At 61.1% G+C, this 14,601-nt stretch carries 12 protein-coding genes; 6 read left to right on the top strand and 6 right to left on the bottom strand.

What is annotated here, in order from left to right:
• The first annotated feature begins 184 nt into the window (after nucleotides 1–184).
• From KJF94_RS24885 to ilvD, 3 genes are all read left to right on the top strand, one after another.
• Nucleotides 185–1,381 carry a class I SAM-dependent rRNA methyltransferase gene (locus tag KJF94_RS24885; RefSeq protein ID WP_095052499.1) on the top strand — a complete coding sequence of 399 codons (1,197 nt, stop codon included), beginning with the start codon at nucleotides 185–187 and terminating at the stop codon, nucleotides 1,379–1,381.
• Between the two features lie 132 nt (nucleotides 1,382–1,513).
• Nucleotides 1,514–2,716, top strand: coding sequence for an MFS transporter (locus KJF94_RS24890; RefSeq protein WP_214379544.1), 1,203 nt, complete (start codon nucleotides 1,514–1,516; stop codon nucleotides 2,714–2,716).
• Between the two features lie 258 nt (nucleotides 2,717–2,974).
• Nucleotides 2,975–4,816: a dihydroxy-acid dehydratase gene (gene ilvD / locus KJF94_RS24895; protein WP_214379546.1), complete on the top strand. Its 1,842-nt coding sequence runs from the start codon at nucleotides 2,975–2,977 to the stop codon at nucleotides 4,814–4,816.
• Nucleotides 4,817–4,925: 109 nt separating this feature from the next.
• Here the strand turns inward: ilvD and KJF94_RS24900 are convergent, their stop codons facing one another.
• Nucleotides 4,926–5,993: an HAD family hydrolase gene (locus tag KJF94_RS24900; RefSeq protein ID WP_214379548.1), complete on the bottom strand. Its 1,068-nt coding sequence runs from the start codon at nucleotides 5,991–5,993 to the stop codon at nucleotides 4,926–4,928.
• Between the two features lie 240 nt (nucleotides 5,994–6,233).
• Between KJF94_RS24900 and KJF94_RS24905 the strand changes: the two genes are divergently transcribed.
• A complete protein-coding gene (locus KJF94_RS24905) occupies nucleotides 6,234–7,625 on the top strand; it encodes an L-cystine transporter (RefSeq protein WP_214379550.1) in 1,392 nt (463 codons plus the stop codon).
• A 120-nt stretch (nucleotides 7,626–7,745) separates the two neighbouring features.
• Here the strand turns inward: KJF94_RS24905 and KJF94_RS24910 are convergent, their stop codons facing one another.
• Complete coding sequence (locus KJF94_RS24910) at nucleotides 7,746–8,258, bottom strand: dihydrofolate reductase (RefSeq protein WP_214379552.1); 513 nt, start codon at nucleotides 8,256–8,258, stop codon at nucleotides 7,746–7,748.
• Nucleotides 8,259–8,343: 85 nt separating this feature from the next.
• Here KJF94_RS24910 and KJF94_RS24915 point away from each other — a divergent pair, with 85 nt between their 5' ends.
• Together KJF94_RS24915 and KJF94_RS24920 are read left to right on the top strand one after the other, a co-directional pair.
• A complete protein-coding gene (locus KJF94_RS24915; RefSeq protein WP_214379554.1) occupies nucleotides 8,344–9,714 on the top strand; it encodes a DUF2868 domain-containing protein in 1,371 nt (456 codons plus the stop codon).
• A complete protein-coding gene (locus tag KJF94_RS24920) occupies nucleotides 9,707–11,083 on the top strand; it encodes a GTPase/DUF3482 domain-containing protein (RefSeq protein WP_214379556.1) in 1,377 nt (458 codons plus the stop codon). The genes KJF94_RS24915 and KJF94_RS24920 overlap by 8 nt, the downstream gene beginning before the upstream one ends.
• 152 nt (nucleotides 11,084–11,235) lie before the next feature.
• Here the strand turns inward: KJF94_RS24920 and KJF94_RS24925 are convergent, their stop codons facing one another.
• The 4 genes from KJF94_RS24925 to KJF94_RS24940 all read right to left on the bottom strand — a co-directional run bounded on the left by KJF94_RS24925 (nucleotide 11,236) and on the right by KJF94_RS24940 (nucleotide 14,591).
• Nucleotides 11,236–11,658: a hypothetical protein gene (locus tag KJF94_RS24925; protein WP_214379558.1), complete on the bottom strand. Its 423-nt coding sequence runs from the start codon at nucleotides 11,656–11,658 to the stop codon at nucleotides 11,236–11,238.
• 85 nt (nucleotides 11,659–11,743) lie between these two features.
• Complete coding sequence (locus KJF94_RS24930) at nucleotides 11,744–12,310, bottom strand: phosphonate degradation HD-domain oxygenase (RefSeq protein WP_214379560.1); 567 nt, start codon at nucleotides 12,308–12,310, stop codon at nucleotides 11,744–11,746.
• Nucleotides 12,310–13,443, bottom strand: coding sequence for a TIGR03364 family FAD-dependent oxidoreductase (locus KJF94_RS24935; RefSeq protein ID WP_214379562.1), 1,134 nt, complete (start codon nucleotides 13,441–13,443; stop codon nucleotides 12,310–12,312). Before KJF94_RS24935 ends, KJF94_RS24930 begins: the two co-directional genes overlap by 1 nt.
• Before the next feature lie 122 nt (nucleotides 13,444–13,565).
• Nucleotides 13,566–14,591: a putative 2-aminoethylphosphonate ABC transporter substrate-binding protein gene (locus KJF94_RS24940; RefSeq protein WP_214379564.1), complete on the bottom strand. Its 1,026-nt coding sequence runs from the start codon at nucleotides 14,589–14,591 to the stop codon at nucleotides 13,566–13,568.
• Nucleotides 14,592–14,601: the final 10 nt, after the last annotated feature.

Consider the following 14,601-nt stretch of genomic DNA (forward strand, 5'->3'; position numbering starts at 1 on the left):
GAAATCGCCTTCGCGGGCAAGCCTCGCTCCTACAGGTTTTGTGTCGGTCGCGGAACTTGCACATGACACAAAACCCGTAGGAGCAAGGCTTGCTCGTGAAGAGGCCATCAGCGTTTCATCGCCCACCCAGCCCGCCACAACACTCAACACGCTATACTCCCGCTCTTTTTTCCGGAGCGACGTCATGTCCCTGCCTAGCCTGCGCCTCAAAGCCAACGCCGACCGTCGCCTGCGAAACGGCCACTTGTGGGTCTACAGCAACGAAATCGATGTAGCCGCCACTCCGTTGCACGGCTTCAAGGCCGGCGACCAGGCGATCCTCGAAGCTGCCGGCGGCAAACCGCTGGGCATCGTCGCCATGAGCCCGAACAACCTGATCTGCGCCCGCCTGCTGTCGCGCGACATCAAGTTGCCGTTGGACAAATCGCTGCTGGTGCATCGCCTGAACGTCGCCCTGTCCCTGCGCGACCGCCTGTTCGACAAGCCGTTCTATCGCCTGGTCTACGGCGACTCCGACCTGCTGCCGGGCCTGGTGGTCGACCGTTTCGGCGACATTCTGGTGGTGCAGATCGCTTCGGCGACCATGGAAGCGCATAAAGACGACGTGATCGCGGCCCTGACCCAAGTGCTTAAGCCAAGCGGCATTCTGTTCAAGAACGACTCCGCTGCTCGCGATGCCGAAGGCCTCAACCGCTACGTCGAAACCGTGTTCGGCCTGGTGCCGGAGTGGGTGGCGCTGGAAGAGAACGGCGTGAAGTTCGAAGCGCCGGTCATCCAGGGCCAGAAAACCGGCTGGTTCTACGACCACCGCATGAACCGCGCACGCCTGGCCCCTTACGCCAAAGGCAAACGCGTACTCGACCTCTACAGCTACATCGGCGGCTGGGGCGTGCAAGCGGCTGCGTTCGGCGCCAGTGAAGTGTTCTGCGTCGACGCTTCGGCCTTCGCCCTCGACGGCGTCGAGCGCAACGCCGCGCTGAACGGTGTCGCCGAGAAAATGACCTGCATCGAAGGCGACGTCTTCGAAGCCCTTAAAGAGCTGAAAGCCAGCGAAGAACGTTTCGACGTGATCGTGGCCGACCCGCCGGCGTTCATCAAACGCAAGAAAGACATGAAAAACGGTGAAGGCGCCTACCGACGCCTGAACGAGCAAGCCATGCGCCTGCTGAGCAAGGACGGCATCCTGGTCAGCGCTTCGTGCTCGATGCATCTGCCGGAAGACGACCTGCAGAACATCCTGCTGACCAGCGCCCGTCACCTGGACCGCAACATCCAGATGCTGGAACGTGGTGGTCAGGGTCCGGATCATCCGGTGCACCCGGCGATTGCTGAAACGCGTTACATCAAGAGCATCACCTGCCGGTTGCTGCCAAACAGCTAATCGCTGTCTGATTGCGGGAGCGAGTCAGCTCGCTCCCGCAACAGATTCGGAACAGTCCCGCACCTGCTGCATTGACTTCCATGTCCATCAGGTCAACTCTCGGCCACCCCTCACGGATCGAGAGCGTTGTTGATGAACCCTTCCACCACGCACACCGCGAAAAAATCGTCGCTCATCCTGCTGTTGATGACGATGACGCTGCTGGGTGTTTTCCCGCTGGACGTCGTACTCCCGTCCTTTCCCGCGCTCTCTGACTACTTCCGGACCTCCGCGTCCGACATTGCCCTTTCGGTCAGCCTGTTCGCCATTGGCCTTGCGCTATCCGTGGTGCTGGTCGGGCCGCTGTCGGATTTGTGGGGGCGCAAGAACCTTTTGCTGACCGGTATCGCCATCTCGATGGTGGGTGCGACAGGTTGTCTGCTGTCCAGCGAATACAGCTGGTTTCTGGTGTTTCGCGTCATCCAGGCGGTGGGCTGCGGCTCCTTTGTGCTGTCGCAGGCGCTGATTCAGGATTTGTTCGTCGGCAAGGAACAGGAGCGAATCAGGATCTGGATGACAACCGCCGCCGGGGTGTTCATTTCCATATCGCCGCTGCTCGGGACCTGGCTGCAAATGCATCTGGGCTGGGAAGGCAGCTTCTATGTCTTTATCGCGTTGGCAGCCATTGTCTGGATAAAGGCTGGCGTCTTGCTCAAGGAAAGTCCACGCAGTCGGAATGCGGCGCCCGGTCGCTTTTTCAGTGCCTATTGGCGGCTGTGTTCCGACCTGCGCTTCATGGGTTATTGGCTTATTTCCGGCCTGGCCTTCGCCTGCCATTTTTCATTCATCGTCATGTCGCCGATCATTTTCATGGAACGCCTGGCACTCTCGCCCTACGAATTTGCCTGGACATTGTTGCTGTATGGCGTGGCTTATGTGTTCGGCGGGATAGTCGCCAGCGCACTGCATCGGCGTTTGCCGGCCAATTCGCAGATCGTGATCGGCCTTGGGCTGATCGCACTGTCGGGGTTGGTCATGCTGTGGCTGGCGAATCAGTTCGGGCTCACTGCCGCTGCCGTTCTGATCCCCATGCTCATTTGTACGGCCGGCACCACCATTGCCCGGCCTATCGCCAATTCCAAAGCCATGACCCTTTATCCACAAGATGCCGGCACGTCCTCCTCGGTCGGCGGCGTGATGATCTTTATGTGCGGCGGCGTGATCAGCGTGGTGATCAATCTCGCGTCTGCAAACCTGACCACGGCCCTCGCCTTATGTTTCCTGATCCTGAGCGCCGCGGGCCTTGGTTTGAACGCGCTGATCATGCAGCGCAATCTGGCACTGAACGTTAGTTGATAAACGCCGGTCGTCATCCCGCGCACGCCACCGGCGCGGGATCAACGCTTCCCGGCATTCCCTCCCGCCGCCAGCCGTGTAGAATCGCGACATTCATCGCCAGTCATCCCCCGGCGGGTTTATGAGCTCAAGCTGAAGCGCGCGGCGATCCCGCAAAGTTATCGGCAACTTCCGGACACACGGCCATTTCTGGGTGTTCCAGACGTCAATAGAAGCTCACTTCCCTTTTGATACCTGATTAGCCGCCCGGAGTGCTTCATGCCTGATTACCGCTCGAAAACATCCACCCATGGCCGCAACATGGCCGGCGCCCGCGCACTGTGGCGCGCCACGGGGATGAAAGATGACGACTTCAAAAAGCCGATCATCGCCATTGCCAACTCGTTCACCCAGTTCGTACCGGGCCACGTCCACCTCAAGGACCTGGGCCAACTGGTCGCCCGCGAAATCGAACGCGCCGGCGGTGTAGCGAAAGAATTCAACACCATCGCTGTCGATGACGGCATCGCCATGGGCCACGACGGCATGCTGTATTCGCTGCCGAGCCGCGAGATCATCGCCGACTCCGTCGAGTACATGGTCAACGCCCACTGCGCCGATGCCATCGTCTGCATCTCCAACTGCGACAAGATCACCCCTGGCATGCTGATGGCGTCCCTGCGCCTGAACATCCCGGTGATCTTCGTGTCCGGCGGCCCGATGGAAGCCGGCAAGACCAAACTGGCCAGCCACGGTCTCGACCTCGTCGACGCCATGGTGATCGCCGCCGACTCCAGCGCTTCTGACGAGAAAGTCGCCGAGTACGAGCGCAGCGCCTGCCCGACCTGCGGATCGTGCTCCGGCATGTTCACCGCCAACTCGATGAACTGCCTGGTCGAAGCCCTGGGCCTGGCCTTGCCGGGCAACGGTTCGACCCTGGCGACCCACAGCGACCGCGAGCAACTGTTCCTGCAGGCCGGCCGCACCATCGTCGAACTGTGCAAGCGTTACTACACCGACAACGACGAGTCGGTGTTGCCGCGCAACATTGCCAATTTCAAGGCGTTCGAAAACGCCATGACGCTGGACATCGCCATGGGCGGTTCCACCAACACCATCCTGCACTTGCTGGCTGCCGCCCAGGAAGCCGAGATCGATTTCGACCTGCGCGACATCGACCGTCTCTCCCGCCACGTGCCGCAACTGTGCAAGGTCGCGCCGAACATCCAGAAGTACCACATGGAAGACGTGCACCGCGCCGGCGGGATCTTCAGCATCCTCGGTTCGCTGGCCCGTGGCGGCCTGCTGCACACCGACCTGCCGACCGTGCACAGCAAGACCCTGGCCGAAGGCATCGCCAAGTGGGACATCACCCAGACCGACGACGAAGCGGTGCATCACTTCTTCAAGGCCGGTCCGGCGGGCATCCCGACGCAAACCGCGTTCAGCCAGTCGACCCGTTGGGAAACCCTGGATGACGACCGTGAAAACGGCTGCATCCGCAGTGTCGAACACGCTTACTCGAAAGAAGGCGGCCTGGCCGTTCTCTACGGCAACATCGCGCTGGACGGCTGCGTGGTGAAAACCGCGGGCGTCGACGAGTCGATCCACGTGTTCGAAGGCAACGCGAAGATCTTCGAAAGCCAGGACAGCGCCGTACGCGGCATCCTCGCGGACGAAGTGAAGGCCGGCGACATCGTGATCATTCGTTACGAAGGCCCGAAAGGCGGCCCGGGCATGCAGGAAATGCTGTACCCGACGTCGTACCTGAAATCCAAAGGCCTGGGCAAAGCCTGCGCCCTGCTCACCGACGGCCGTTTCTCCGGCGGTACTTCGGGCCTGTCCATCGGCCACGCTTCGCCGGAAGCGGCGGCGGGCGGCGCGATCGGCCTGGTGCAGGACGGCGACAAGGTGCTGATCGACATTCCGAACCGCTCGATCAACCTGTTGATCAGCGACGAAGAAATGGCCGGCCGCCGCGCCGAGCAGGATCAGAAAGGCTGGAAGCCTGTGGAAAAACGTCCACGCAAGGTGACCACCGCGCTGAAAGCCTACGCCCTGCTGGCGACCAGCGCCGACAAAGGTGCTGTACGTAACAAGGCGATGCTTGACGGGCTGTAAGCGTCAATCGCAGAAATAAAAATTCCCCGCCAAAGTGCGGGGCATTTTTTTGCAGTCAGCTCGGTCAAGTGTGGGAGCGAGACTTGCCCGCGATGAGAGCGATTCGGTCTTACTGAATCTCCGCCGGCGTCACGATCACCCAGTTCTTGTCCGCCGTCACCGGCAACCCTTCCTTGGCCTGAGCGGCTGCGTGCTTGGCCATCATGCCGTTAATCTGGGTCATGTATTTGTCCTTGCGGTTGACCCACAAGTGGATGCCGCCCTTGGCCACGTCAACATCGTGGAACAGCATGTAACCGTCGCTGCTCGGGGTGTCGCCGCCGACCAGTACCGGTTTTTTCCACTCATCGATGTAGGTCAGAATCGCCGCGTGTTTACCGGCCATCCAGGTCGCCGGGGTCCAGAGGTACGGGGTCAGTTCGAGGCCGAGGTTGGCCTTCTCGTCATACTTGCCGGCGGTGATCTGCTTGCGCGCTGTAGTCAGCTCGCCGGACTTTTGATCCTTGAGCAGCAGGCTCACACCGATCACGTTCTGCGGTTTGACGTTATAGCCGTACTTCGGATCGGCAGCGACCATGCGCACCAGCTCTTCGGAAGCGGCGGTCATTACGTAGACCTCGATGCCGTTCTCCATCAGCTTGTTGTAGAGCTCTTGCTGGCCGGTGAAGATTTTCGGCGGGTTGACGTCGAGGTTCTTGACCACGTCGCCTTCGTAATAAGTCGCAGGCACCGGTTTGCCAGAGGCCATCAACTCGTCGACATAGCCCTTGAGCTCCTTGAGCGTGAAACCGGAGAACACCTGGGCGACCCATGGATAGCAAACCATGTCGTCAACTTCGCAGAGACGGTAGTAGTAGCTGAACAGGCTTTCCTTGTGGTCGGCGGTGTCCTTGAACGGCATCAGTTTCAGGGAGGGGTCGAGTTTGTCGCGGGTGATCAGGCCCTTGTTCTCCATGAACGGCAGCAACGACTCTTCGAGGTCGTAGCGGTAACTGGTGTTGTCCATGTCGAACACCGCGTAGTTACCTTTGTTGGCGTTGGCCGCGATCATCGCGTCCAGCGCCTTGGCCTGATCGGCTGGCCAATGCTTCAGATCCGTGGCGAAGACCTGGCCGGCGAGGCTAAGGCCCAAACCCAATCCCAACGCAGCAGCCAGAAATTTCGGTGCAAGCTTCATCGGCATTTCTCCCTGAATTAAAGACATCGACGCTAACAAATTAGTGTGACAGTCCTCGTCTGTCAGCGACGGCCAACGCACCTATCGCGCCAGCTGCATCCCCGTGAGCGACACCCGCTTATTCCAAAAACGACAGTTATCAGACTTTTTTGATATTAATTCATTGGAAATCAAGCTGTTAGGCTTGCCGGTTCGCAGCTGCCCCGGAAGGCAGTTGGCACATGTCTAATGGGAGTTCCAATGAATCTGCCGCTGATTCTCAACCTGCTGGTGTTCCTCGCCCTGCTCGTCGCACTGGCACAAACCCGTCACACGACGTGGAGCCTGGCTAAAAAAGTCCTGCTCGCTTTGGTGTTGGGCGTCGTGTTCGGTGTCGCACTGCACACGATTTACGGTGCCGGTAACCCGGTGCTGAAAGCCTCGATCGGCTGGTTCGATCTGGTGGGCAACGGTTATGTGCAGTTGCTGCAAATGATCGTGATCCCACTGGTGTTCGCCTCGATCCTCAGCGCCGTGGCGCGTCTGCACAACGCGTCGTCGCTGGGCAAGATCAGCTTCCTGACCATCGGCACGCTGCTGTTCACCACTGCTATCGCAGCGTTGATCGGTATCGGTCTGACCAACTTGTTCGGCCTGACCGCCGAAGGCCTGGTCGCCGGTACGCAGGAAATGGCCCGTCTGCAAACCATTCAGACTGACTACGCGGGCAAGGTCGCTGACCTGAATGTGCCGCAGTTGTTGCTATCGTTCATCCCGCAAAACCCGTTCGCCGACCTGGCCCGCGCCAAGCCGACGTCGATCATCAGCGTGGTGATTTTCGCGGCCTTCCTCGGCGTCGCGGCCCTGCAATTGCTGAAGGACGATGTCGAGAAAGGTCAGAAAGTGATCAACGCCATCGACACCCTGCAAGCCTGGGTGATGCGTCTGGTGCGACTGGTGATGAAGCTGACCCCTTACGGTGTATTGGCGCTGATGACCAAAATGGTCGCCGGTTCCAACCTGCAAGACATCATCAAGCTCGGCAGTTTTGTGGTGGTGTCCTACATCGGCCTGGGCCTGATGTTTGTGGTCCACGGCGTGCTGGTGTCCGCGGCCGGGATCAACCCGCTGCGTTTCTTCCGCAAGATCTGGCCGGTGCTGACCTTTGCCTTCACCAGTCGCTCCAGCGCTGCAACCATTCCGCTGAGTATCGAGGCGCAGACCAGCCGTCTGGGCATTCCGCAGTCCATCGCCAGCTTCGCCGCTTCGTTCGGCGCGACCATTGGCCAGAACGGCTGTGCCGGCCTGTACCCGGCGATGTTGGCGGTGATGGTGGCGCCGACCGTGGGCATCAACCCGCTGGACCCGCTGTGGATCGCGACGCTGGTGGCGATTGTGACGCTGAGCTCGGCCGGTGTGGCCGGTGTCGGTGGTGGCGCGACGTTCGCGGCGCTGATCGTGTTGCCGGCGATGGGCTTGCCGGTGTCACTGGTGGCGTTGCTGATTTCGGTTGAGCCGCTGATTGATATGGGGCGTACGGCGTTGAACGTGAGCGGTTCGATCACGGCCGGGGCGATTACCAGCCAGATCATGCAGCAGACGGATAAAGAGTTGCTGGATGCGGATGAGCATTCGGAGTTGGCTCACGCTTAAGACTTTCATGGTCTGAGCGGGCCTCTTCGCGGGCAAGCCTCGCTCCTACAGGATTTGTGCCGTACGCAATTTTCGCGGTTGACACAAATCCTGTAGGAGCGAGGCTTGCCCGCGAAGCTTTTAGACTTTTTCCCAGACTTCGAAGTTGTACGCTGGTTTGTCGCCTTCGGCAGGATTCGGCACATTCGACACCAACTTCCACGCTATCAAATCAAACTCCGGAAACCACGCATCCCCTTCCGGGCTCAACGCTACGCGCGTCAAATACAACCGATCCGCTTGAGCCAACCCTTGCGCATACAACTGCGCCCCGCCAATCAGCATCAACTCATCGACGCCCTGCTCCTTCGCCCACGCCTCTGCGCGAACCACCGCAGCCTCCAGCGACGGATAAACTTCCGCGCCTTCCAGCACCAGATCCGCCTGACGGCTGACCACGATGTTCAACCGGCCCGGCAGCGGACGACCGAGGGAATCCCAGGTCTTGCGACCCATGATGATCGGCTTGCCCAAGGTGGTGGCCTTGAAGTATTTGAAGTCCCCCGGCAAGTGCCAGGGCATGCTGTTGTCGACGCCGATCACGCGGTTTTCACCGAGGGCTGCGATCAGGCTAAGGGGGAGTGATTTAGTCATGCCGGCGAGGATACCAGAGCCTCCCGTACCCCGATAAGCGCCACAGCGGTTATGCTCACAGCTCAATTGAGCGACGGGATGCCGCGTGACTGAACTGAATAACCTCTGGCTGACGGAAACCATCCGCCTGCGTGAAGAACACGCCGGCCCTCTGGATGATATGGAAGCCAACAGACTGGCCCGCACCGCGGGCGGCGATCTGCCGACTCGAATTGCGCGCCGCGCCGTGTGGCTGGCCGAGCGCGATGGGTTGGCTGAAGCCCTCAGGCATTGGCTGCAAGGCGCGCGACTGGCATTGATCGTGATAGCCGTGCTGGCCGTGATCAGCGGCGCCGGGCTGGCGTTTGCCGCGATGGGCGACGGACAAACGTCGGTCAATGTGTTCTGGGCCTTGGGCAGCTTGCTCGGGCTGAACCTGATTCTGCTGCTGAGCTGGGCGCTGGGCCTGGTGTTTGCCGGCGAACATGGTGCAACGCTGGGACGTTTGTGGTTGTGGCTCAGCGAAAAACTCGCCCGCGACGCCAAAGCCGTGCAACTGGCACCCGCCCTGCTGTTGCTGCTGCAACGACAAAAACTCAATCGCTGGGCGCTCGGCGTATTGGTCAACGGTTTGTGGTTGTTGGTGATGCTCAGCGCATTGGTCATTCTGCTGACGCTGATGGCGACCCGGCGTTATGGCTTCGTCTGGGAAACCACCCTGCTCAGCGCCGACACCTTCGTGGCCATGACCCAGACTCTGGGCGCGCTGCCCGCCCTGGCGGGTTTCAATGTTCCGACGGTGGAGATGATCCGCGCCAGTGGCGATGCCGCATTGAACATCGAAAGCGCCCGTCAGGCCTGGGCCACCTGGCTGGTCGGCGTGTTGGTGGTTTACGGCATTGTGCCGCGCCTGCTTCTGGCGCTGCTCTGCCTGTGGCGCTGGAAGACCGGCCGCGCAAACCTGCATCTAGACCTGAACCTGCCCGGTTACGCGCAACTGCGCGAACGCCTGATGCCCACCAGCGAACGCCTGGGGATCAGCGATGCCGCGCCCGCGCAACTTCATCGGGTGGAAAGCGGCGTCAGCGATCTGCAAAGCGATGGCGCGTTGCTGGTGGCCATCGAGCTGGACAATCAACGCCCATGGCCGCCACAACTGCCTGAAAACGTGAGCGATGCGGGCATCCTCGACAGTCGTGAATCGCGTAACAAACTCCTGGAACAACTTAGCCGTTTCCCTCCGGCGCGCCTGGCCATCGCCTGCGATCCACGACGTTCGCCGGATCGCGGCAGCCTGGCACTGATCGCCGAACTGGCTCGCAGCGCCAGCGCCACCCGCGTCTGGTTGCTGCAAGCGCCACCCGGCGAAGCACTGGATGCCGCGCGCCTCGGCGACTGGCACGTGGCGCTGCAACAGTTGGAGCTGCCTTTCGCCGATTGCGCACCGCTGAACTGGCTGGAGACCGGCCATGATTAATCCATGGAAAGCGCCGTTGAAGCTCGCCGTGGTCGGCCACACCAACGTTGGCAAAACCTCGCTGCTGCGCACGCTGACCCGTGACGTCGGTTTCGGCGAAGTGTCGCATCGCCCCAGCACCACGCGACACGTCGAAGGCGCGCGGTTGTCGGTGGATGGCGAGCCCTTGCTCGACCTGTTCGACACGCCGGGACTGGAAGACGCCATCGCCCTGCTCGACTATCTCGAACGCCTGGAGCGCCCCGGCGAACGCCTCGACGGCCCGGCGCGGCTGGCGCGTTTTCTTGAGGGCAGCGAAGCTCGGCAGCGTTTCGAGCAAGAAGCCAAAGTGCTGCGGCAACTGCTCACCTGTGACGCCGGCCTCTATGTGATCGACGCCCGCGAACCGGTGTTGGCCAAGTACCGCGACGAACTGGAAGTGCTGGCCAACTGCGGCAAACCGCTACTGCCGGTGCTGAATTTCGTCAGCAGCGCCAACCACCGCGAACCGGACTGGCGCGAAGCGCTGGCACGGTTGGGCTTGCACGCCTTGGTGCGTTTCGACAGCGTCGCGCCGCCGGAGGATGGCGAACGTCGTCTCTATGAAAGCCTCGCGCTGCTGCTGGAAAATTCCCGCGAGCAACTGGAGCGTTTGATCGCTGATCAGCAGGCCCAGCGTCTGGCCCGACAGCAAAGTGCGGCGCGGTTGATTGCTGAATTGTTGATCGATTGCGCGGCGTGTCGGCGTAGCGTGGTCAGCGACGCCGAGCAGGAACAACAAGCCATCAGCGAACTGCGCAAAGCCGTTCGCCAACGGGAACAGCGCTGCGTCGAAGCGCTGCTCAAGCTCTATGCCTTTCGCCCGCAGGACGCGGCGGCCAGTGATCTGCCACTGCTCGATGGCCGTTGGGGCGATGATCTGTTCAACCCCGAAACCCTCAAGCAACTGGGTGTGCGGGTCGGCGGAGGTATCGCAGCCGGCGCGGCGGCCGGGGCCGGGGTGGATCTGCTGGTCGGCGGTCTGACCCTCGGCGCGGCGGCGCTGGCCGGCGCGATTGCCGGCGGTGCCCTGCAAACCGCGCGCAGTTATGGCAGCCGGTTGCTGGGCAAGATCAAGGGTCAGCGCGAATTGACGGTCGACGACAGCGTGTTGCGGTTGTTGGCGTTGCGCCAGCGGCAGTTGCTGCAGGCGCTGAATGCGCGCGGGCATGCGGCGATGGACAGCATCCAGGTCGCCACGCCCCAGGACAAGACCTGGCGCGAAGGCAAACTGCCCGAAGCCCTGCACAAGGCGCGAGCGCATCCGCAGTGGTCGTCGCTGAATCCGCAGGCGAAGTTGAGTCAGGCGGAGCGACAGGAGCAGGTTGAGGTGTTGGCCCAACAGTTGTAGTAAACGGAATAATTCTGGTGGTTGGACGGGCCCTATCGCGGGCAAGCCCGCTCCCACAGGGATTTGCGGTGAACACAAGTGTTGTGAACACCTCCGAACCTGTGGGAGCGGGCTTGCCCGCGATGGCCGTTACTCGGTTTGTGGATTGATCGCTACCAACCGACCCTCAAAAACTCCCGCACCAACGACCTGACACGATTGCGATCCGTCCGATCAGCCCGCCCATCATTGTCCACATCAGAGCTCAATATCAGCTCGAACACCCCATCGTTATCAAGATCGTGAGCCGCTGCTTTATAAGCAATCACCGGCCCTTCATGAAAATGCAGCCGCACCGTTTCCGGCGTGCCGTCTGCGGATGGATTGTGCGAGAAGATGCGCACATGCCGGTCCTCGCCTTCACCGCTGTTGAACCAGGCACATTTCAAATAGGTTTTGCTGAACGACTTGAGCCGTTGTCGATCCGCTTCCGTTGCCTTGCGCTGCAACTGGTCACCTTCATAAAACTCAACATGAAGCGTATCCGCCACACCCTTCCCGCTTCGATCCTGTGCAATCACTTTCAAATAACGCATCCGTGCGCTTCCCTGGGAAAAGCCCAGACTGCACCGTCGCCGCCAGGCAAACCATCCACCGTTTCGCTATTACCTGTGAGACAACTCAACGCGCCTCGCCGGACAAGACGTTCACGGCCTTGCGCTTCAACACGTCGAGATCAATGACCGGCACCCACATCTCCTTGGCCAGCTCATCCCACTGCCGCATGCGCAGACTGATCGCGCACAACGGGTCCTGCTCGAAAGCTTCAGCTTCCGCCTCGGTCATCACCCCGCCCTGATACTCCAGGGTCCGACGACTGGCTTCACTCAATTGCTCGTAGTACCCAGGCGTTTTGAGTGTCAGATAACGCTTGGCCTGAACGTGGTACTCCACCAGCCGCGCCATGCGCTCGCTGAAACCTGCGCGACGCAAGTAATCAGCGCCCAGTCGCTCGTGGCTGACCACGCCGAAACCGCCCATGTTCTCGGCGCTCTCGGCGCAGATGTGCCCGATGTCGTGGAAGAACGCGGCGAGCACCACTTCGTCATCGAAGCCCTCCGCCATGGCCAGTTGTGCGGCCTGGGACATGTGCTCGATCTGCGACACCGGCTCGCCGATGTAATCACTGTCGCCAAAACGCTCGTACAGCCCGAATACCTCGTCGATCACTTGCGCAGTGCGGTCCATCAAAGCTCTCCCAATACAGTTGCGACATTGCGTTCGGCCATCGCCGGCCCGACACTCATGCCGACGCCGGTGTGCATCAGTGCCACGCTCACGCCCGGCATCGGCCGCAGGAATGAAAACGGTCCTGGCCCCCGGGAACCATAGACACCCTGCCAGCGCTCGACCACTTGCACCTTGCAGCCCAACGTCTGCTCGGCCAGTTCGATCATCCAGTCGTCCACTTGCTCGGCGTTGAAGGGAGATGGATCGCTGCCATAGTGATGGGAGTCGCCGATGATCAGTTCGCCGTAAGGCGTCGGGCTGATCAGCAGGTGAATGCCGTTTTCGTGCAGGTGCGGTTCTTCACGCAGGATGTGCGCCTGCACCGCCGCCGCTTCCGGCAGATCGGCGAACGCGCCGTAATGCACACAACTCAAACCGGTGAGCAGCGCGTGTTGCAGGTTGAGATTGATCTGCGGTCGGGCGCGAAGCATTTGCAGGCGGCAGATTTGCGGGTCAAGCGCGGCGATCGGCTCGGCCAGCAAGGTCTGATAATCGTGGCCGGAGCAGACGATGATCTGCTCGGCGCTGAAGGTGCCGGCGGTGCTGTGCAAGCGGCCGGGCTCGATGTCGCGCACGAGGGTGGAGAAGTGAAACTCGACGTTCATTTCGCGGCGCAGGTAATCGATCAACGCCGGGATTGCTTCGCGGGAATACAGTTGTTGATCGTCCATGCCGTGCAGCGCGGCGCGGTGATGGCTGAACTGGCCGCCGTATAAATCGCGCAATGCAGCACCGCGCAGCAGGTCGACGCGGTAACCGTGTTCTACGGCTCGTCCGGCGCAAAAAACTTCCAGCAGGTGTTCTTCGGCTTCGGTGCGGGCGAACAGGTATGAGCCGTTGCGCTTGAGCTGCAGGCCGGCCAGTTGCGCCCATTGGCCCCAAATTTCACGGCTGGCTTTGGCCAGTTCCAGCATCGGGCCGGGCGGCTGGCCGGTGACGAGGGCCTGGCCGAAGTTGCGCACCGAGGCGCCGAGCGGGGTTTCGCTGCGCTCGAAAACCGTGACCTTGAGGCCGCGCCTGGCGGCAGCGTAGGCGTGGGACAGGCCGAGAATGCCGGCGCCTACGATCAGCATGTCGTTGGGGTGTGTCATTAAGATAATCCCGTTTTTGTGGCGAGGGAGCTTGCTCCCGCTGGGCCGCGAAGCGGCCCCAAAAAAGGGCCTGCTGCGCATTCCAGCGGGAGCAAGCTCCCTCGCCACAGGATGTGAGTCAGTTACTTGGCAACCACTTTCTCGGACTTGCCGTCATAACGCTTGCGCCACTCGGTCAGGATCTCGTCGCGATTTTTCGACGCCCAGGCAAAGTCGTTCTTGATCAGACGCTGCTCGTAATCCGCCGGCAATTCAGTCTGCGGCTTGGCAATCCCCGGCTGCGCAAGCACCGCAAAGTTCTCTTTATAAAGCTCCATCGCCGCCGGGCTAGCCGAGAAGTCAGCCAGTTTCTTCGCCGCGTCTTCATGCGGTGTGCCCTTGATCACAGCCGTCGCTTCGATCTCCCAGCCCAAACCTTCTTTCGGCAGGATGATGTCCAGCGGCGCACCCTGGCGCTTCAACTGAACGGCCGGGTATTCAAAGGAAATACCGATCGGGAACTCACCCGCAGCTGCCAGTTTGCAAGGCTTGGAGCCGGAGTGAACGTACTGGCCGATGTTCTGGTGCAGGTCGTCCATGTACTGCCAGCCCTGCTTCTCGCCGAAGGTTTGCAGCCAGGCGCTGACGTCGAGGAAACCGGTGCCGGACGAGGCCGGGTTCGGCATCACGATCTTGCCTTTGTACTCAGGCTTGGTCAGGTCCTGCCAGCTCACGGGCTTGGTCAAACCCTGCTTCTCGGCTTCGACGGTGTTGAAGCAAATGGTCGCGGCCCAGACGTCCATGCCGACCCAGGCTGGCGGATTGGCAGCGTCGCGGTAGTTGCCGCCGATCTTGCCCAGGTCTTTCGGCGCGTAGCTTTGCAGCATGCCTTGCTGATCGAGGATCGCCAGGCTCGACGCCGCCAGACCCCAGACAGCATCAGCCTGTGGACGGGCTTTTTCGGCCAGCAGTTTGGCGGTGATGATGCCGGTGGAGTCGCGCACCCACTTGATCTCGACGTCCGGGTTGGCTTTTTCGAAGGCTTCTTTGTAGGTCTTCAGTTGTTCGGCTTCGAGGGCGGTGTACACCGTCAACTCGGTTTGCGCCGCGAAGGCGTTCAGGCTGAAAGCGGTGAGGACAGCAGCGGCCAGGGCCAGGGGCTTGAACATGATCTTTTCC

This window comes from Pseudomonas hormoni, assembly GCF_018502625.1.
Taxonomy (GTDB): domain Bacteria; phylum Pseudomonadota; class Gammaproteobacteria; order Pseudomonadales; family Pseudomonadaceae; genus Aquipseudomonas; species Aquipseudomonas hormoni.

Bases quoted from the DNA above. Each gene is read 5' to 3' on its own strand.
- KJF94_RS24935 (WP_214379562.1), bottom strand. From the start codon at position 13,443: ATGACACACCCCAACGACATGCTGATCGTAGGCGCCGGCATTCTCGGC.
- KJF94_RS24940 (WP_214379564.1), bottom strand. From the start codon at position 14,591: ATGTTCAAGCCCCTGGCCCTGGCCGCTGCTGTCCTCACCGCTTTCAGC.
- KJF94_RS24905 (WP_214379550.1), top strand. From the start codon at position 6,234: ATGAATCTGCCGCTGATTCTCAACCTGCTGGTGTTCCTCGCCCTGCTC.
- KJF94_RS24930 (WP_214379560.1), bottom strand. From the start codon at position 12,310: ATGGACCGCACTGCGCAAGTGATCGACGAGGTATTCGGGCTGTACGAG.
- KJF94_RS24900 (WP_214379548.1), bottom strand. From the start codon at position 5,993: ATGAAGCTTGCACCGAAATTTCTGGCTGCTGCGTTGGGATTGGGTTTG.
- KJF94_RS24885 (WP_095052499.1), top strand. From the start codon at position 185: ATGTCCCTGCCTAGCCTGCGCCTCAAAGCCAACGCCGACCGTCGCCTG.
- KJF94_RS24910 (WP_214379552.1), bottom strand. From the start codon at position 8,258: ATGACTAAATCACTCCCCCTTAGCCTGATCGCAGCCCTCGGTGAAAAC.
- KJF94_RS24925 (WP_214379558.1), bottom strand. From the start codon at position 11,658: ATGCGTTATTTGAAAGTGATTGCACAGGATCGAAGCGGGAAGGGTGTG.
- KJF94_RS24890 (WP_214379544.1), top strand. From the start codon at position 1,514: ATGAACCCTTCCACCACGCACACCGCGAAAAAATCGTCGCTCATCCTG.
- KJF94_RS24920 (WP_214379556.1), top strand. From the start codon at position 9,707: ATGATTAATCCATGGAAAGCGCCGTTGAAGCTCGCCGTGGTCGGCCAC.
- ilvD (WP_214379546.1), top strand. From the start codon at position 2,975: ATGCCTGATTACCGCTCGAAAACATCCACCCATGGCCGCAACATGGCC.